The sequence below is a fragment of the Streptomyces sp. NPDC059906 genome, assembly GCF_042730645.1.
GTDB lineage: Bacteria > Actinomycetota > Actinomycetes > Streptomycetales > Streptomycetaceae > Streptomyces > Streptomyces rubrogriseus.
In genome coordinates, this window is the sequence record NZ_JBHWKU010000029.1 from 26112 (window position 1) to 40620 (window position 14509).

Here is a 14509-nt window from a genome sequence, read left to right on the forward strand (position 1 = left end):
ATCCCCGGCCGGGCTAGACGCCGGCCGCCCTCGCCTTCTCGTAGACCTGGGCGGCGACGTCCTTGAGTTCCTCGGCGTCGCGCGTGGTGCTCTGCAGGTCGACGAGGATCTCGTCCAGGCCGATCTCGGCGTGCGCCGCCAGGTCCTCGACGATCTGGTCGACGCCGCCCTGGAAGGGACGGCGGTCGGAGCCCTCGTAGTTCCTGGCGCTGTAGCGGGTGTTGACCCGCAGCACCGTCCGGATCGGTTCCGTGCGGCCCCGTTCGGCGGCCAGCTCCCGCAGCTCTTGCCACTGCCCGGCGACGGTCTCGGCGCCCATGCCGGTCGGCAGCCAGCCGTCGGCGTGGTCGACCAGCCGACGCCGGGCCCGGCCGCTGTCGCCCGCCGCCAGCAGGATCGGGATCGGCCGGGCGGGTTTGGGGCCGACCACGGCGGACGCGATCTTCGTGACCTCCCCGTCGTACACCACCGGATCGGGCCCCCATACCGCGCGGCACACCCCGATCAGCTCGTCGAGGGCGGCGCCGCGCTCGGCGAACGGCCGCACGGACGCCGCCGCGTACTCGTCGTGCGACCAGCCGGTGCCGAAGCCCGCCACCACCCGGCCGCCGCTCGCCGCGTCCAGCGAGGCCAGCGACTTGGCCAGCTGGAAGGGGACGTGCAGCGGGGCGACCAGCACGCTCGTGCCCAGCCGGGCCCGCTCGGTGACCGCGGCGGCCAGCGCGAGGGTGACCAGCGGCTCCGCCACGCCGCGGTACGTGTCCGGCCAGGGCAGGCCCTCGACGCCGTAGAGCCCCTGGGTCGCGGGCTCCGGGAACAGGGCGCGCTCGAACACCCACAGGCTCTCGTAGCCCATCCGCTCCGCCGCGCGCGCCACGTCGGGGACGTCCTTGCCGATGTCGTACTGCCGCATCTGGGGGAGGCCGAGTCCGAGCCGGGTCGTCATACCGGGGTGCTCCTTCGCCGTCGGGGTGCGATGTTGCCCATGGTTCCCACCAGGTTGCCCATGGGGCCCACCAGTTGCAACGTACAGCGATCGCGCGGGAGTTCCGGGAGCGCCCGCCGCGGGAACCGGCCGGTCAGTCCGGCAGCGGTGTGAGCAGCATGCGGCCCGCGAAGCCCACCGCGGCGTCCAGCCGTACGGTGAACTCCCCGGCGACGTCCGGCAGCCGGCGCAGTGCCCACAGCGCGCGGGCCGCCGCCCAGGTGGCCTCGCGGGCGCGGTCCAGGCTCCAGGAGCCCAGCAGATGGGTCAGCGGGTCGGCGATCTGCAGGACGTCGGGACCCGGCATCAGCTCGTCGCGGATGCGCTCCTCCAGCGAGACGAGGAGATCGCCCACGCGGTCGAACTCGTCCTCCAGGTCGACGGGTTCGCAGCCGAGCGTACGACAGGTGTCCACCACGGCCAGCGCGAGGTCGTGGCCGATGTGCGCGTTGATGCCCGCCAGCGCGAACTGCAGCGGCCGTACCCCGGGATGGCGGCGGAACTGGAACAGGGGGCGCCAGCAGGCGGGCGGACGGCGGTCCTCCTCCGCCGCGTCCACGGCGGCCAGATAGCGCTCCGCGAACCGCACGTCCAGCGCGGTCGCGGCCGAGGCGTCCGCGAACCGGCCGCCGTCGATGTGCCGGTCCACGGCCTCCGTGACGGCGAGGTAGACGCGGTTGAAGACCGCCACTCCGTCCCGGTCCGGCAGCGCGGTGTCGAGGGCGCGCATCCGGGACAGGACGGTGTCCACCGTCAAGGCGGCCGTCGGGACTTGCTCGCAGTGCGCCATGGCCGCAGCGTCGCAGCTTTAGGCTGACGGGAGTGCCGGCGGGCCCGACGCTTCCCCAGAACGGGGGAACGCGCCCGCCGCGCGGGGGAGGGGGACCGTACGTGTCAGGCCGTCGTGCCCGGCGCCGGGCTGCTCGCGGGGCCGAGCGCAGGCGGGCCGCAGGACGCGGTGCGACGGTCGCGGCGGCGTCCGTCGTCGTCGCGGTGGGGACCGTCGCCGGAATGCTCACCGCGCTCGGCGACGAGGACGACAGGGGTGCCGACGCCGGCCGTCCGCGGGTGACCCACTCGGTGCGGCTGGACGCCCTGCCCGTCTCCCCGTCCCCGTCCGCGTCGGCGGTGCCGTCGCGATCCGTGTCGCCGGCGGTGTCACCGACGCCGACCGCCGCGAAGCCCACTTCCGCCCCTTCGCCGAAGCGGAACCCCACGAAGAGGGAACCCGGGACGACGGACGCCGCCACCCGGCTCTACCGGCACCCCGACTCCCAGGTCCTCGACTGGGTCCGGGCCCACCCCGACGACCCGCGCCGGGACGTCATCGCGTCCCGGATCGCCGGACACCCGGCCGCCGTCTGGTTTGCCGACCACACCCCGGCCACCATCACCGCGAGGGTCCGCGCCGTCACCTCCGCGGGCGCCGCCCAGGGCCGGGTGCCGGTCCTCGTGCCGTACGCGATACCCGACCGCGACTGCGGCGGCCACTCGGAGGGCGGCGCGCCCGACCTCGACGCCTACGACGCCTGGATCGACCGGTTCGCCGCCGGGCTGGGCTCCGGTGAGGTGATCGTCGTACTGGAGCCGGACTCGGTCGCCCAGTCCGAGTGCCTGACCGCCGGTGGGCGCGCCGACCGCTTCGCCTCCCTGGCCCGCGCCGGGCGGGTCATGAAGGACGCCAACCCGGCCGCCCGGGTGTACTACGACGCGGGTCACTCCGGCTGGCACGCGCCCGCCAAGCAGGCGGGCTGGCTGAAACAGGCCGGTGCCGCCTCGCCCGACTCCTCCGACGGCGTCTTCAGCAACGTCTCCAACTTCCACGCCACCGCCGACGAGGTCGCCTACGACCGCGCGGTCCTCGACGCCCTCGGCGGTCCGGCGAGCCTCGGTGCCGTCATCGACACCAGCCGCAACGGCAACGGCGCCCCGGCCGACGGCGAGTGGTGCGACCCGGACGGCCGCGGCCTCGGCCGCGCACCCACCCTCACCACCGGCATGGGTCGCATCGACGCCTACCTGTGGGTCAAGCTGCCCGGGGAGTCGGACGGCTGCCGGGGCGAGCCCGGGACGTTCACGCCCTCGTACGCCTACGACCTGGCACGCTGAGCGCCGCCGTCACCGCCGTCACTGCCGTCACTGCCGTCACCACTGTCACCGCCGTCACCACCGGCGCCGCCTGATTCGGTCTTCGCGTCGTACGACGACGTGCCCTCGTCCAGCAGCGGCTGCTGCGTCTTGAGGTGGGCCGGGGCGAAGGCCCGCAGCGCGTGGTAGCCGGTGATGACGACCAGGGTGCCGAGCGCGATGCCGCTGAGCGAGAACGTGTCGGTGAACTCCATGCTGACGTTGCCGACGCCGATGATGATGCCCGCGGCGGCGGGCACCAGGTTCAGCGGGTTGCGCATGTCGACCTTGGCGTTGATCCAGATCTGCGCGCCGAGCAGGCCGATCATGCCGTAGAGGATGACGGTGATGCCGCCGAGCACGCCGCCCGGGATCGCCGCCACGACCGCGCCGAACTTCGGGCAGAGGCCGAAGAGCAGGGCGAAACCGGCCGCCGCCCAGTACGCGGCCGTCGAGTAGACCCGGGTCGCGGCCATCACGCCGATGTTCTCGGAGTACGTGGTGTTGGGCGGGCCGCCGACCGCGGTGGAGAGCACCGAGCCGATGCCGTCGGCCGAGATCGCCGTGCCCAGCTTGTCGTCGAGGTTGTCGCCGGTCATCTCGCCGACCGCCTTGACGTGCCCCGCGTTCTCCGCGATCAGGGCGATGACGACGGGCAGGGCGACCAGGATCGCCGACCACTCGAAGCTCGGCCCGTGGAAGGACGGCAGCCCGATCCAGTCGGCCTGGCCCACGGCGGAGAAGTCGAGGCGCCAGTGGTCGGTGAGCTTGCCGCTGCCGTCCACCGAGTGGATCTGCCCGAAGATCCGGTCGAGCGCCCAGGACAGGACGTACCCGAAGACCAGCCCGAGGAAGATCGCGATCCGGGACCAGAAGCCGCGCAGGCACACCACGGCCAGACCGGTGAACAGCATCACGAACAGTGCCGTCCACTGGTCCTGCGGCCAGTAGGTGGAGGCGGTGACCGGGGCCAGGTTGAAGCCGATCAGCATCACCACCGCGCCGGTGACGACCGGCGGCATCGCGGCGTGGATGATCCGCGCCCCGAACCGCTGCACGGCGAGCCCCACCAGGAACAGCGCGACGCCGACCACGAGGACCGCGCCGGTCACCGTGGCGCTGGTGCCGCCCTGCGCCCGGATGACCGCGGCGACGCCGACGAAGGAGAGCGAGCAGCCGAGGTAGCTGGGCACCCGGCCGCGGGTGGCGAGCAGGAAGATGACGGTCGCCACGCCCGACATCATGATCGCGAGGTTGGGGTCCAGGCCCATCAGGACCGGAGCCACGAACGACGCCCCGAACATGGCCACCACGTGCTGGGCGCCCAGCCCGGCCGTGCGGGGCCAGGAGAGCCGTTCGTCGGGGCGGACCACCGCTCCGGGGGCGGGCACCTTCCCGTCCCCGTGCAGTTTCCAACGCACGCCGAGGTCCATGGTGAGGTTTCGCTTTCTCTGTACGTGAGGACTGTCGGGACCATTGTCAGGGGTACCCGACCCGTTTCCGTCCCGCGCCCCCGCTGACCAGCACCTTCCCGGAAGCCATCGGTGAGCGACCGCTTAGGATGAGGGGGTACCGCCCTACGTGAGCACGCGTGAGCACAAATGTGCACACGTGAGCACAGCCGAGCACTACCAGGAGCCCCGCCCGTGACCGCCGAAGCCCCCGCCACCCCCGTTCTCTCCCCCGGCCGGCTCGTCCCCGTGACCGTCCACTTCGACGACCTGGACGCCCTCGGACTGCTGCACAACGCCCGCTACCCGGTGATGGTCGAGCGGGCCTGGACCGAGCTGTGGGCCGGGCACGGCGTCCGGTTCGAGGGCGACTGGGAGGCGGCCGGCGATGCTTGCAACGCGGTCAGGGAACTGACGATCGGCTACGAGGCGCCGGTCACCCGGCCCGGCGCGTACGCCGTCCACCTGTGGCTGGAACGGCTCGGCACCACCGGTCTCACCTACGGCTTCCGGTTCTGCTCGGCGGACGGCGCCACCACCTACGCCCGGGGCGCCCGGGTGCTGGTCCGGCTGGACTCCCGGACGCTGCGCCCGGCGCCGTGGAGCGAGGCGTTCAGGACTGCCGGTCGGGCACTTCTGCGACCGGCCCACTGATCTTCGGCCGGTTCCGGTCCCCGGCCCGCAGCACCCTCGCGAACACCACCAGGCAGCAGGCCAGCAGGGTCACCAGACCGAACGACACCACCAGGCTGGTCGCCTGGGCCAGACCGCCGATCGCGCTCGGCGCGACCAGGCCCGAGGTGTACGTGATGGTCGCGACGCCCGCGATGGCCAGGCTCGGGTTGGAACCGGCCCGGCCGGCCGCGGCGAAGCACAGCGGGACGACCACGGCGATGCCGAGGCCCATCAGCGCGAAGCCGGTCATCGCCACCGCCGGATGGCCGCCGACCACGACGAGCAGACCGCCGAGGGCGGCCAGCACACCGCTCACCCGTACCGTGCGGACCGCGCCGAACCGGTCCACCACCTGGTCGCCGGCGAGCCGGGCCAGCGCCATCGTCAGCGTGAAGCCCGTCGTGCAGGCCGCCGCCAGACCGGCCGAGGTCTCCAGCTCGTCCCGCAGATAGACCGCGGACCAGTCCAGGCTCGCGCCCTCCGCGAACACCGCGCAGAACCCGACCGCGCCGATCAGCAGCGCCGACCTGGGCGGCAGCGCGAAGCGCGGCGGCGGGTCCTCGTCCTCGGCGGGCTGCAGGTCCAGCACCCAGGTGCAGGCGACCAGGCCCGTCACGGTCAGCACCGCGGCGGCCAGGAGGTGGTGCGTCCGGGCGTCCGTGCCCAGGTGGGCGGCGAGCGTCCCGGCCGCCGAACCCGTCAGCGCGCCCGCGCTCCACATGCCGTGCAGCCCGGACATGATCGACTTGTCCAGGCGGTTCTCGATCTCGACACCCAGGGCGTTCATCGCCACGTCCGACATGCCCGCCGTGGCGCCGTAGACGAACAGGGCGAGACACAGGGTGAGCAGGTTCGGCGCGAGGGAGGGCAGGGTCAGCGCCAGCGTCCACAGGGCCAGCAGGCCGCGCAGGGCGGCGCGGGCACCGAAGCGGTGGGTGACGCGGCCGGCCAGCGGCATGGCGAGGGACGCGCCGAGCGCCGGGAAGGCGAGTGCCAGCCCCAACTGGCCCGCGCTCACGCCGGCGTGGTCCTGGATCCAGGGCACCCGGGTCGCGAAGGAGCCGGTGACCGAGCCGTGCACGGCGAACACGGCCGCCACGGCGTACCGGGCGTGTCTCACCTCGCGCCGCCCGTAGGTCCCTGTGTCCATGGTCCACCCCTCCGTGTCCGTCAGTCCGCGGCGTAAACTATCAGGGAGCCTGCCTGATAGATAGTGGATTACCGGTGCGGCCCCCGCGCCGCCGATCTGGAAGGATCCCGGCATGCCCGCATCACCGAGCACCGCCCGGGCCATCAACGACCGGCTCGCCCTTCAGCTGCTCCAGCGGGAGGGCCCATTGACGGCAGGGCAGTTGAAGCAGCTGACCGGCCTGTCCCGGCCCACCGTCGCCGACCTCGTCGAACGCCTCACCGCCTCCGGACTCATCGAGGTGGCGGGGGAGTCGGGCGAGCAGCGCCGCGGACCCAACGCGAAGCTGTACGGCATCGTCGCCGAGCGCGCCCACCTCGCCGCCCTCGACGTGCGCACCGAAGGCGTCGCCGTGCTCGTCTCCGACCTGCTCGGCCGGGTCCTCGCCGAGGCGTCGGTGCCGATCGACGACCACTCCGGCACCGGTCCCGCGGTGGAGCAGGCGGTGAGCCTGGTCGAGCGCGCGGTCAAGGAGGCCGGCGCCGACCGGCTGCACACCGTCGGCATCGGCGCGCCCGGCCTGATCGACCCGGCCGGCGGTGAACTGCGGGACTCCACCGGGCTGCCGGAGTGGCATCGCCGGCTGATGGCCGCGCTCCAGGAGAAGTTCCCCGAGGCCCGGGTCGGCGTCGAGAACGAGACCAACCTCGCCGCCCTGGCCGAACAGCGCGACGGTGCCGCCCGGGACCGGGACACCTTCGTCCTGCTCTGGCTCGGCCTCGGCATCGGCGCCGCCGTCGTCCTCGACGGCACCCTGCGCCGGGGCGTGTCCGGGGGCGCGGGCGAGATCGGCTTCATGCCGGTGCCGGGCACCGCCGGCCTGCCCTCCGCCACCGACTGCGACGGCGGCTTCCACTCCGTGGCGGGCTCGGCGGCGGTGACCGCCCTCGCGGCGGAGCACGGCGTGACGGCACGGCCCGCCGGGCCCGAGCCGCACGCCGCCGCGCTGGTCCGGGAGGCGGTACGCCGGTCGGCGTCCGGGAGCGACCCGGCCGCCGAGCGGTTCCTCGACGCGCTCGCCGACCGCGTCGTCCTCGGCGCCGCCGCCGTCGTCTCCGTCCTCGACCCCGGCTGCCTGGTCCTCGCCGGTGAGATCGGCCGGGCCGGTGCCGACGCCCTCGCCGACCGCGTCCAGCACCGGCTCACCCGCATGTCACCGCTGGCCACGGAGGTACGGCCCAGCACCCTGGGGGGCGGCGCGGTACTGCGCGGCGCCCTGCTCACCGCCCGCGACCGTGCCCAGGACGACCTCTTCGCCCCGCCCGAGCGGTAGCCCGCGGCGCCCGGAGGGGTCTCACTCGCGGCGCCGGCCGGTGCCCGCGGAGCCCGGCTCCCGGAACGCCGTGCCGTCCGCCGCCAGCCACACCAGTACCGCCGGGAGCAGGACCGCCGCTCCCAGCAGCGCCATGAAGCCCGCGGCACTCCCCGCGGACAGGGGCACCAGATGCCGGGCGTGGAACAGGAGGTGGGCGACGGAGGAGACCAGATAGGCCGCCAGGGACGTGAGCACCAGGCGGCGCTCCATCGTCGCCACCGCCGCGCACAGCACCACGGCGAGCGCGAGGCTCGCCCCGCCGAAGTCCCGGAGCAGATGCTCGTTGTAGGGCGGCAGGTGCGACACCCAGGGCCACTTCCAGAACAGCTCGGGCAGCAGCAGGATCCACAGCCCCAGCACCACCTGGCCGCCCGCGAGCAGCCCCAGCCCCGCCCGCAGCCACACCCGTCCGGTCATCCGCGCCGCCCGCCCTCCCCGCCGCCGAACCGCCTCGCCAGGTACTCCTCGAACGTGCCCTCGCCGACCGCGTGTTCGGGCGCGAGATGCCCGCCCGCGCGGAACGCGCGGTAAGTCTTCCCCGCGAGCGGCAGGTTCACCACGGCCCGCCGGCGTCCCGTCGCGCCCAGATAGGCGCGGGCCAGCGACGCGAAGGTGCGCACCTCGGGACCGCCCATGTCCGGCACCCGCCCGGCGGGCGGTCCCTGGGCCAGTCCGGCGAGCCGGTCGGCGACCTCCGCCACCTCCACCGGCTGGTCCGAGGCGTGGGCGGGCAGCACCACGACCGGCAGTTTGGCCAGCGCCTGGAGTATCTGCACCACCAGGTTGTGGAACTGGGTGGCCCGCAGCACCGTCCACCCGATCCCCGACTCCTCCACCAGCTTCTCGACCGCGAACTTGGACCGGTAGTAGCCGAGCGGCACCCGGTCGACACCGACGATCGAGATGTAGACCAGGTGGGTCACGCCGGCCCGTCGCGCCGCCGCGATCAGGTTCGCGGCCGACCGCTCGTCCCCGCCGCGCTGTGTGGTCGCGCAGTGCACGACCGTGTCGACACCGGCGAGCGCCGTGTCCAGGCCGCCGCCGCCCTGCCGCAGGTCGACGGCGTACGGCTCGCTGTGCCGGCTGAGCACCCGCACCTCGTGCCGGTCGGCGCGCAGCCGTTCGGTGACGAGCCGGCCGAGCGTGCCGGTGCCGCCGGTCACCAGGATCGTGGTCATGCCGTTCAGTCCCCTGCCGGATGTGGGCGTGTGGTTCGCCCATCACACCGTGGCGCGGCCCGAAGGACAACGCACCCTGCCCGTGTCCGGCAGGGTGCGCTGGGGTGACCCGGCGGCGGGCAAGGGCCTTCGTCACCGCCGCCGGGCCCGTTCGGGCGGGGGTCAGCAGGCGCCGAGGTCCTGCCAGACACCCCATTCACCGGTGGTCCCGGGCTCCTCGCCCTTCGTCCACCACTTGGACTTCCACGTGTGCCCCTGGTGGGACACCGTGGTGCCGCCGCCGTACGGCGAGGCCGTGTCCCAGGCGGGGGCGGTGCACTGCCCGGTGCCGTCCGTCGGGCTGGGGCTCGGCCCCGGGGACTCGGTGCCCGTGGGCGTGGGGGTGGGGGTGGGGGTGGGCGTCTGCGTCCCGGGGTCCACCACGGTCGTGCCCCGGGCGAGGTCACCCGCCAGGGCGTACGCCGTGCCGCCGATCGTCACCGTCCAGTTCGACGGGGTCGACACGGGCAGGTAGTAGTTGAACGCCAGGTCCACGGTCGCGCCCGGCGCCAGCGACTGCCACGCCGGCAGCTTCAGCGACACCCGGTGGAAGTCACCCTTCAGACCGCCCGCGTTGCCGCCCGTGTGGTCGCTGCGGATGACCTTGGTGCCGAATCCCGACTGGTCGGAGGCGTTCCCCGGGGCAGAGGTCCCGTAGTCGAACTGGAACTCCGTGCCGCCCGGCAGCGCGGTCTTCGTGTTGTTGGTGATCCGCAGCTTGGGCGTGATCGGGTAGTTGGAGTCGCCCAGCTTGAAGTCGGTGAACTCCACGTCCACGTCCACGGCCTGCGCCGGCAGGTCCGCGTTGGACTTCTTCGCGCCGTAGGGCGCGGCCGACTTGAACGTGTCGTACATCAGCGAGGTGAGGGTGTCGCCCATCTCGTACTGGCCCTTGGCGGCGTTCCAGCCGTAGTCGCCGGCCAGCTCCCAGATCATCGCGCCACCGATGCCGCGGTCCACCACGTAGTCGGCCTTGGCCCCGACCGACTGCTCGTCCTCGGTGGACAGGAAGACCTTCTTCTCGGCGTTCCACAGCCAGGGGGCCACCAGCGTCGCGTCGTACTTGCGGGCGTAGGTGCCGGTCAGCTTCGTGTCCGCCGGGAAGCCGTAGTCGGTGACGTAGTCGCCGACGATGCCCTTCTCCAGGTTCTTGGCGTGCCACATCGGGTTGGAGCCCGCCGGGGACTCCTTGCCGTTGGTGTCGAGGTCGTGCCAGAGGTTGTCGATGCCGACGGCGCCGTCACCGCACTTGGTCAGGCCGGAGCCCGCCGGGCAGGTGGACGCGGAGGCCTTGCCCCACAGGCCGTCGGTGCCGCCCTGGACGTTCTTGTGGCCGCGCGTGTAGTACGGCAGCCCGATGTTGATGCGGCCGGCCGGCATGGAGCCGCGGAAGTAGTGGTAGGCCCAGTCGGTGTTGAGGTAGCCGATGCCGCCGTACTGGGCGCTGCCGTAGACATTGGCGGCGGCCAGCTCGGCGTCCTTGCCGTCGTCGAAGAGCGCGGCGTTCGGGCCGACGTACTCGTTCCAGGCGCCGTGCAGGTCGTAGGACATTATGTTGACGTAGTCCAGGTACTTCTGGACCTGGAAGGTCTCCATGCCGCGCAGCAGGTACCCGGAGGACGGCGCGGCGACGGAGAGCAGGTAGTGCCTGCCGTCCGCGGCGCCCGCGCGGTCGAGCTTCTCGCGCAGCGTCTTCATCAGCGCCGCGTAGCCCTTGACCAGCCCCGCCCGGCGGCCGTTGGCGAAGGACCAGTCGAGCGGGTTGCCCGCGTCCTTCATCGTCGTCGGGTACTCGTAGTCGATGTCGACGCCGTTGAAGCCGTACTTCCGGACGAAGTCGACCGCCGAGTCCGCGAAGGTGTCGATGCCGGCCTGGTTGACCGAGCCGTCCGCGTTGGTGGCCATCGAGTAGAAGCCGCCCGAGTCGACGCGCGAGCCGTCGTCCGCGAAGTAGCCACCCGTCTCGGCCCAGCCGCCCACCGAGATCATCGTCTTGACGTCCGGGTGCTGCTTCTTGAACTTGCCCAGCAGGTTGAAGTGGCCCTTGTAGGGCAGGTCCGGGTCCATCTCGGCGCCCTCGACCCCGGGCCAGGTCATGCCGGTCGCCGCGTTCTTCTCGCCGTCCGAGCCCACGGAGAGCCTGTTGCCGCCGTCGACGTGCGCGAAGGCGTAGTTGATGTGGGTGATCTTGTCCCACGGGATGTCCGAGGCGAGGTAGGCCGGCTTGCCGTCCTTGCCCGTGCGCCAGCTCGTGAAGTACCCGATCACCCGGCGCGGGTGATCGGCGCCCATCTTCTCCCTGCCGTCGGCGTCGTAGACCGTGCAGTAGGGGACGTCGACGCCGGGGGTCTCGTAGAGCCCGTCGGGTCGACAGGACTCCTGGTCGGCGGCTTGCGAGGCGGTCGCCGGGAGACCGGCGAGCAGCAGGCCGGCGACGGCGGCGACCGCCGCGAACAGGGCCGGCCCCGCTCTGTGGCGGGATCTGGAGCGTGACGGGGAAGGCACAGTCGGTTCCTCTCCACGGAAGTTGCGCAGACCCTAGAGAGGACTAGACCAGTGAGTCAATAGGTATGGACCAATCTCAAGACGGTTGGACGGCCGCTCAGTTGGAGCGGCCGCGGTGACGCCCCGGTCGTGGAAAGAGCGTTCTGTGAGCCACTCCACACCCTCCGTTCGCATGGACGGGGATCAGTCGTGGCACACTGGCCCTGTACCAGAAGCAGCGCACTCCGGGGTCGGTGAAAGTCCGAACCGGCGGTTACAGTCCGCGACCCGGTCGCCTCCAGCGACCGGTTGACCAGGTGAAATTCCTGGACCGACGGTTAAAGTCCGGATGGGAGGCAGTGCGCGGCGGGCGAGCACTCGTGCGCGCCGCCGATTTCTGGGCGTGCCCCTCAGGGGTGCGCCCTGTGCGGCGTCGCTCCCGGTGTCCTCGTTCGTGACTCTGTCGTTCCGACAGCCCCGGAGTCCGTGCCCGAAGAGGCAGGAGGACCCGGGAAGTGTTCACCGGAATCGTCGAAGAGCTGGGCGAGATCACCGCAGTCGAGACCCTCGACGACGCCTGTCGCTTCCGCGTGCGCGGCCCCGCGGTCACCGAAGGTGCCCGGCACGGCGACTCGATCGCCGTCAACGGCGTCTGCCTCACGGTCGTCGACCACGAGGGCGACGCGTTCACCGCCGACGTGATGGCCGAGACCCTGAACCGCTCCAGCCTCGGCGCCCTCGCCGTCGGCTCCCGCGTCAACCTGGAGCGCCCCACCGCCGTCGGCGCCCGGCTCGGCGGGCACATCGTGCAGGGCCACGTCGACGGCACCGGCCAGATCCTGGAGCGCAAGCCCTCCGAGCACTGGGAGATCGTCAGGATCTCGCTGCCCGCCGACCTCGCCCGCTACGTCGTGGAGAAGGGCTCCATCACCGTCGACGGCATCAGCCTCACCGTCGTCGACGCGGGCCCCGACTTCTTCACCGTCAGCCTCATCCCCACCACCCTCGCCCTGACCACGCTCGGCATCAAGCAGCCCGGCGACCCGGTCAACCTCGAGGTCGACGTCATCGCCAAGTACGTCGAGCGGCTGCTCGGAGCCCAGGGGAGTACCAAGTGAACTGGCTCAACTCCGAGGCGTTCACGCTCTTCGACCAGCACATCAAGTGGTCGGACATGATCGGCAACGTGATCGGTCTGCTCGGCCTCGCCCTCGGCTGGCGGCGCTCGATCTGGACCTGGCCCGTGCAGTTCGCCTCCGGGCTCGTCCTCTTCGCGGCCTTCGCCACCGCCCACCTCTCCGGCAGCGCCGGCAAGCAGATCGTCGTCATGGTCGTCGCCGCCTGGGGCTTTTGGCAGTGGAACCGCGGCCGGCGGCAGTCCCAGGACGGCTCCGTCGCCGTACGGTTCGCCACCTGGCGCGAACGCGGCGCGCTGGCCGCCGCGGCCGCCGTCGGCACCCTCGCGGTCGGCGGACTGTTCACCGCCTACCCCACCCTGTCCTGGGACCCCTGGCCGGACGCGTACATCTTCGTCGGCACCGTCGTCGCCATGTACGCCCAGGCCCGCGGCATGGTCGAGTTCTGGTTCGCCTGGCTGCTCGTCGACCTCGTCGGCGTCCCGCTGAACTTCGCCAACGGCTTCGCCTTCTCCGGCTTCGTCTACGTCCTCTACGGCGCGCTCGTCCTGTGGGGCCTGCGCGACTGGTGGCTGCGCTCGCGCGACGCGGCCCGCCCCCTCCCGGAAGGAGCGCCCGCATGAGCACGGCACCCATCCTCTACAGCCCCGACGGCCCCGCGGACCTCGTCCTCGACCCCGTCGAGCGGGCCGTCGCGGACATCGCCGCGGGCCGCCCCGTCGTGGTCGTCGACGACGAGAACCGCGAGAACGAGGGCGACCTCGTCATCGCCGCCGAGAAGGCGACCGAGGAGATCGTCGCCTTCATGATGACCGAGTGCCGCGGCCTGATCTGCGCCCCCATGGAGGGCGGGGAACTGGACCGGCTCCGGCTCCCGCAGATGGTCGACGACAACACCGAGTCGATGAAGACCGCCTTCACCGTCTCCGTGGACGCCACCGCCGCGCACGGCGTCAGCACCGGCATCTCCGCCGCCGACCGCGCCACCACCCTCCGGCTCCTGGCGGGCGGCACCGCCGAACCCACCGACCTGGTCCGCCCCGGGCACGTGTTCCCGCTGCGCGCCCGCCCCGGCGGCGTACTCGTCCGCAACGGCCACACCGAGGCCGCCGTCGACCTCGCCCGCCTCGCGGGCCTGCGCCCGGCCGGCGCCATCGTGGAGATCGCCGGCGAGGACGGGCGCATGCTGCGGCTGCCCGAACTGATCCCGTTCGCCCGCAAGCACGGCCTGACCATCATCTCCATCGAGGACCTCATCGCCTACCGGCGCACCGAGGAGCCCACCGTCCGCCGCGAGGCCGAGGTCCGGCTGCCCACCCGGCACGGCGAGTTCACGGCGTACGGCTACCGCTCCACGGTCGACGGCGTCGAGCACATCGCCCTCGTGCACGGCGAGATCGGCGACGGCGAGGACGTCCTGGTCCGTGTCCACTCCGAGTGCCTCACCGGCGACGTCTTCGGCTCCCAGCGCTGCGACTGCGGCCCCCAGCTCGACGCCTCCCTGGACCGCATCCAGGCCGAGGGCAGGGGAGTGGTCGTCTACCTGCGCGGCCACGAGGGACGCGGCATCGGCCTGATGTCCAAGCTGCGCGCCTACGAACTCCAGGAGCGCGGCCGCGACACCCTAGACGCCAACCTGGAACTCGGCCTGCCCGCCGACGCCCGCGACTACGGAGCCGGCGCCCAGATCCTCCAGGACCTCGGCGTGCGCGCCGTCCGCCTGATGACCAACAACCCGGACAAGAGCGGGGCCCTCGAACGGCACGGCGTCACGGTCACCGGCCGCGAGCCCATGCCCGTCCAGGCCGGCGAGCACAATCTCCGCTACCTGCGCACCAAGCGGGACCGGATGGGACACGACCTGCCCTGGCTGGACACGACCCCCGTGTCCACCTGCGGCAACCAGTAAGCAAGTACCACGAGGAGACAC

The 14509-nt window shown here is 72.6% G+C and carries 13 protein-coding genes and 1 riboswitch; of the genes, 6 read left to right on the top strand and 7 right to left on the bottom strand.

Annotated elements, in window-relative coordinates; translation table 11 throughout:
• Nucleotides 1–13: 13 nt before the first annotated feature.
• Both ACFV9J_RS31980 and ACFV9J_RS31985 read right to left on the bottom strand, forming a co-directional pair.
• Nucleotides 14–946, bottom strand: a complete 933-nt coding sequence (locus ACFV9J_RS31980) for an LLM class F420-dependent oxidoreductase (protein WP_385360013.1) — start codon at nt 944–946, stop codon at nt 14–16.
• 133 nt (nt 947–1079) lie between these two features.
• Nucleotides 1080–1775: a DUF5995 family protein gene (locus ACFV9J_RS31985; RefSeq protein WP_385360016.1), complete on the bottom strand. Its 696-nt coding sequence runs from the start codon at nt 1773–1775 to the stop codon at nt 1080–1082.
• A gap of 221 nt (nt 1776–1996) precedes the next feature.
• On the opposite strand from ACFV9J_RS31985, the gene ACFV9J_RS31990 reads away from it, so the two are divergent.
• A complete protein-coding gene (locus tag ACFV9J_RS31990) occupies nt 1997–3094 on the top strand; it encodes a glycoside hydrolase family 6 protein (protein ID WP_385360145.1) in 1098 nt (365 codons plus the stop codon).
• On the opposite strand, the gene ACFV9J_RS31995 is transcribed toward ACFV9J_RS31990, so the two are convergent.
• On the bottom strand, nt 3076–4545 hold the full coding sequence (locus ACFV9J_RS31995; protein ID WP_385360019.1) for a uracil-xanthine permease family protein: 1470 nt from the start codon (nt 4543–4545) through the stop codon (nt 3076–3078). The genes ACFV9J_RS31990 and ACFV9J_RS31995 overlap by 19 nt on opposite strands.
• A gap of 213 nt (nt 4546–4758) precedes the next feature.
• Between ACFV9J_RS31995 and ACFV9J_RS32000 the strand changes: the two genes are divergently transcribed.
• On the top strand, nt 4759–5217 hold the full coding sequence (locus ACFV9J_RS32000) for an acyl-CoA thioesterase (protein WP_385360022.1): 459 nt from the start codon (nt 4759–4761) through the stop codon (nt 5215–5217).
• Here the strand turns inward: ACFV9J_RS32000 and ACFV9J_RS32005 are convergent.
• Nucleotides 5177–6388 carry an MFS transporter gene (locus ACFV9J_RS32005; protein ID WP_385360024.1) on the bottom strand — a complete coding sequence of 404 codons (1212 nt, stop codon included), beginning with the start codon at nt 6386–6388 and terminating at the stop codon, nt 5177–5179. The genes ACFV9J_RS32000 and ACFV9J_RS32005 overlap by 41 nt on opposite strands.
• 112 nt (nt 6389–6500) lie before the next feature.
• On the opposite strand from ACFV9J_RS32005, the gene ACFV9J_RS32010 reads away from it, so the two are divergent.
• The gene (locus tag ACFV9J_RS32010; RefSeq protein ID WP_385360027.1) at nt 6501–7700 is read left to right on the top strand and encodes an ROK family transcriptional regulator; all 1200 of its coding nucleotides are present in this window, start codon (nt 6501–6503) and stop codon (nt 7698–7700) included.
• Between the two features lie 21 nt (nt 7701–7721).
• On the opposite strand, the gene ACFV9J_RS32015 is transcribed toward ACFV9J_RS32010, so the two are convergent.
• The 3 genes from ACFV9J_RS32015 to ACFV9J_RS32025 form a co-directional block, all read right to left on the bottom strand.
• Nucleotides 7722–8159 carry a hypothetical protein gene (locus ACFV9J_RS32015; protein ID WP_385360029.1) on the bottom strand — a complete coding sequence of 146 codons (438 nt, stop codon included), beginning with the start codon at nt 8157–8159 and terminating at the stop codon, nt 7722–7724.
• Entirely contained in the window at nt 8156–8920 is a 765-nt protein-coding gene (locus ACFV9J_RS32020) for an SDR family oxidoreductase (protein WP_385360031.1), read from the bottom strand. The genes ACFV9J_RS32015 and ACFV9J_RS32020 overlap by 4 nt, the downstream gene beginning before the upstream one ends.
• Nucleotides 8921–9082: 162 nt before the next feature.
• Complete coding sequence (locus tag ACFV9J_RS32025; RefSeq protein ID WP_385360033.1) at nt 9083–11464, bottom strand: chitinase C-terminal domain-containing protein; 2382 nt, start codon at nt 11462–11464, stop codon at nt 9083–9085.
• Between the two features lie 215 nt (nt 11465–11679).
• Nucleotides 11680–11810: riboswitch (FMN riboswitch) on the top strand.
• Nucleotides 11811–11958: 148 nt separating this feature from the next.
• On the opposite strand from ACFV9J_RS32025, the gene ACFV9J_RS32030 reads away from it, so the two are divergent.
• Genes ACFV9J_RS32030 through ACFV9J_RS32040 form a run of 3 tightly spaced genes read left to right on the top strand, consistent with a single transcriptional unit; the run spans nt 11959 to nt 14488 of the window.
• Nucleotides 11959–12561: a riboflavin synthase gene (locus tag ACFV9J_RS32030; protein ID WP_385360035.1), complete on the top strand. Its 603-nt coding sequence runs from the start codon at nt 11959–11961 to the stop codon at nt 12559–12561.
• Nucleotides 12558–13202, top strand: coding sequence for a nicotinamide riboside transporter PnuC (locus ACFV9J_RS32035; RefSeq protein ID WP_385360037.1), 645 nt, complete (start codon nt 12558–12560; stop codon nt 13200–13202). Before ACFV9J_RS32030 ends, ACFV9J_RS32035 begins: the two co-directional genes overlap by 4 nt.
• Nucleotides 13199–14488, top strand: a complete 1290-nt coding sequence (locus ACFV9J_RS32040; RefSeq protein ID WP_385360039.1) for a bifunctional 3,4-dihydroxy-2-butanone-4-phosphate synthase/GTP cyclohydrolase II — start codon at nt 13199–13201, stop codon at nt 14486–14488. Before ACFV9J_RS32035 ends, ACFV9J_RS32040 begins: the two co-directional genes overlap by 4 nt.
• The last annotated feature ends 21 nt before the right edge of the window (nt 14489–14509 follow it).

Bases quoted from the DNA above. Each gene is read 5' to 3' on its own strand.
- ACFV9J_RS32015 (WP_385360029.1), bottom strand. From the start codon at position 8,159: ATGACCGGACGGGTGTGGCTGCGGGCGGGGCTGGGGCTGCTCGCGGGC.
- ACFV9J_RS32005 (WP_385360024.1), bottom strand. From the start codon at position 6,388: ATGGACACAGGGACCTACGGGCGGCGCGAGGTGAGACACGCCCGGTAC.
- ACFV9J_RS32010 (WP_385360027.1), top strand. From the start codon at position 6,501: ATGCCCGCATCACCGAGCACCGCCCGGGCCATCAACGACCGGCTCGCC.
- ACFV9J_RS32040 (WP_385360039.1), top strand. From the start codon at position 13,199: ATGAGCACGGCACCCATCCTCTACAGCCCCGACGGCCCCGCGGACCTC.
- ACFV9J_RS31980 (WP_385360013.1), bottom strand. From the start codon at position 946: ATGACGACCCGGCTCGGACTCGGCCTCCCCCAGATGCGGCAGTACGAC.
- ACFV9J_RS32020 (WP_385360031.1), bottom strand. From the start codon at position 8,920: ATGACCACGATCCTGGTGACCGGCGGCACCGGCACGCTCGGCCGGCTC.
- ACFV9J_RS31990 (WP_385360145.1), top strand. From the start codon at position 1,997: ATGCTCACCGCGCTCGGCGACGAGGACGACAGGGGTGCCGACGCCGGC.
- ACFV9J_RS31985 (WP_385360016.1), bottom strand. From the start codon at position 1,775: ATGGCGCACTGCGAGCAAGTCCCGACGGCCGCCTTGACGGTGGACACC.
- ACFV9J_RS31995 (WP_385360019.1), bottom strand. From the start codon at position 4,545: ATGGACCTCGGCGTGCGTTGGAAACTGCACGGGGACGGGAAGGTGCCC.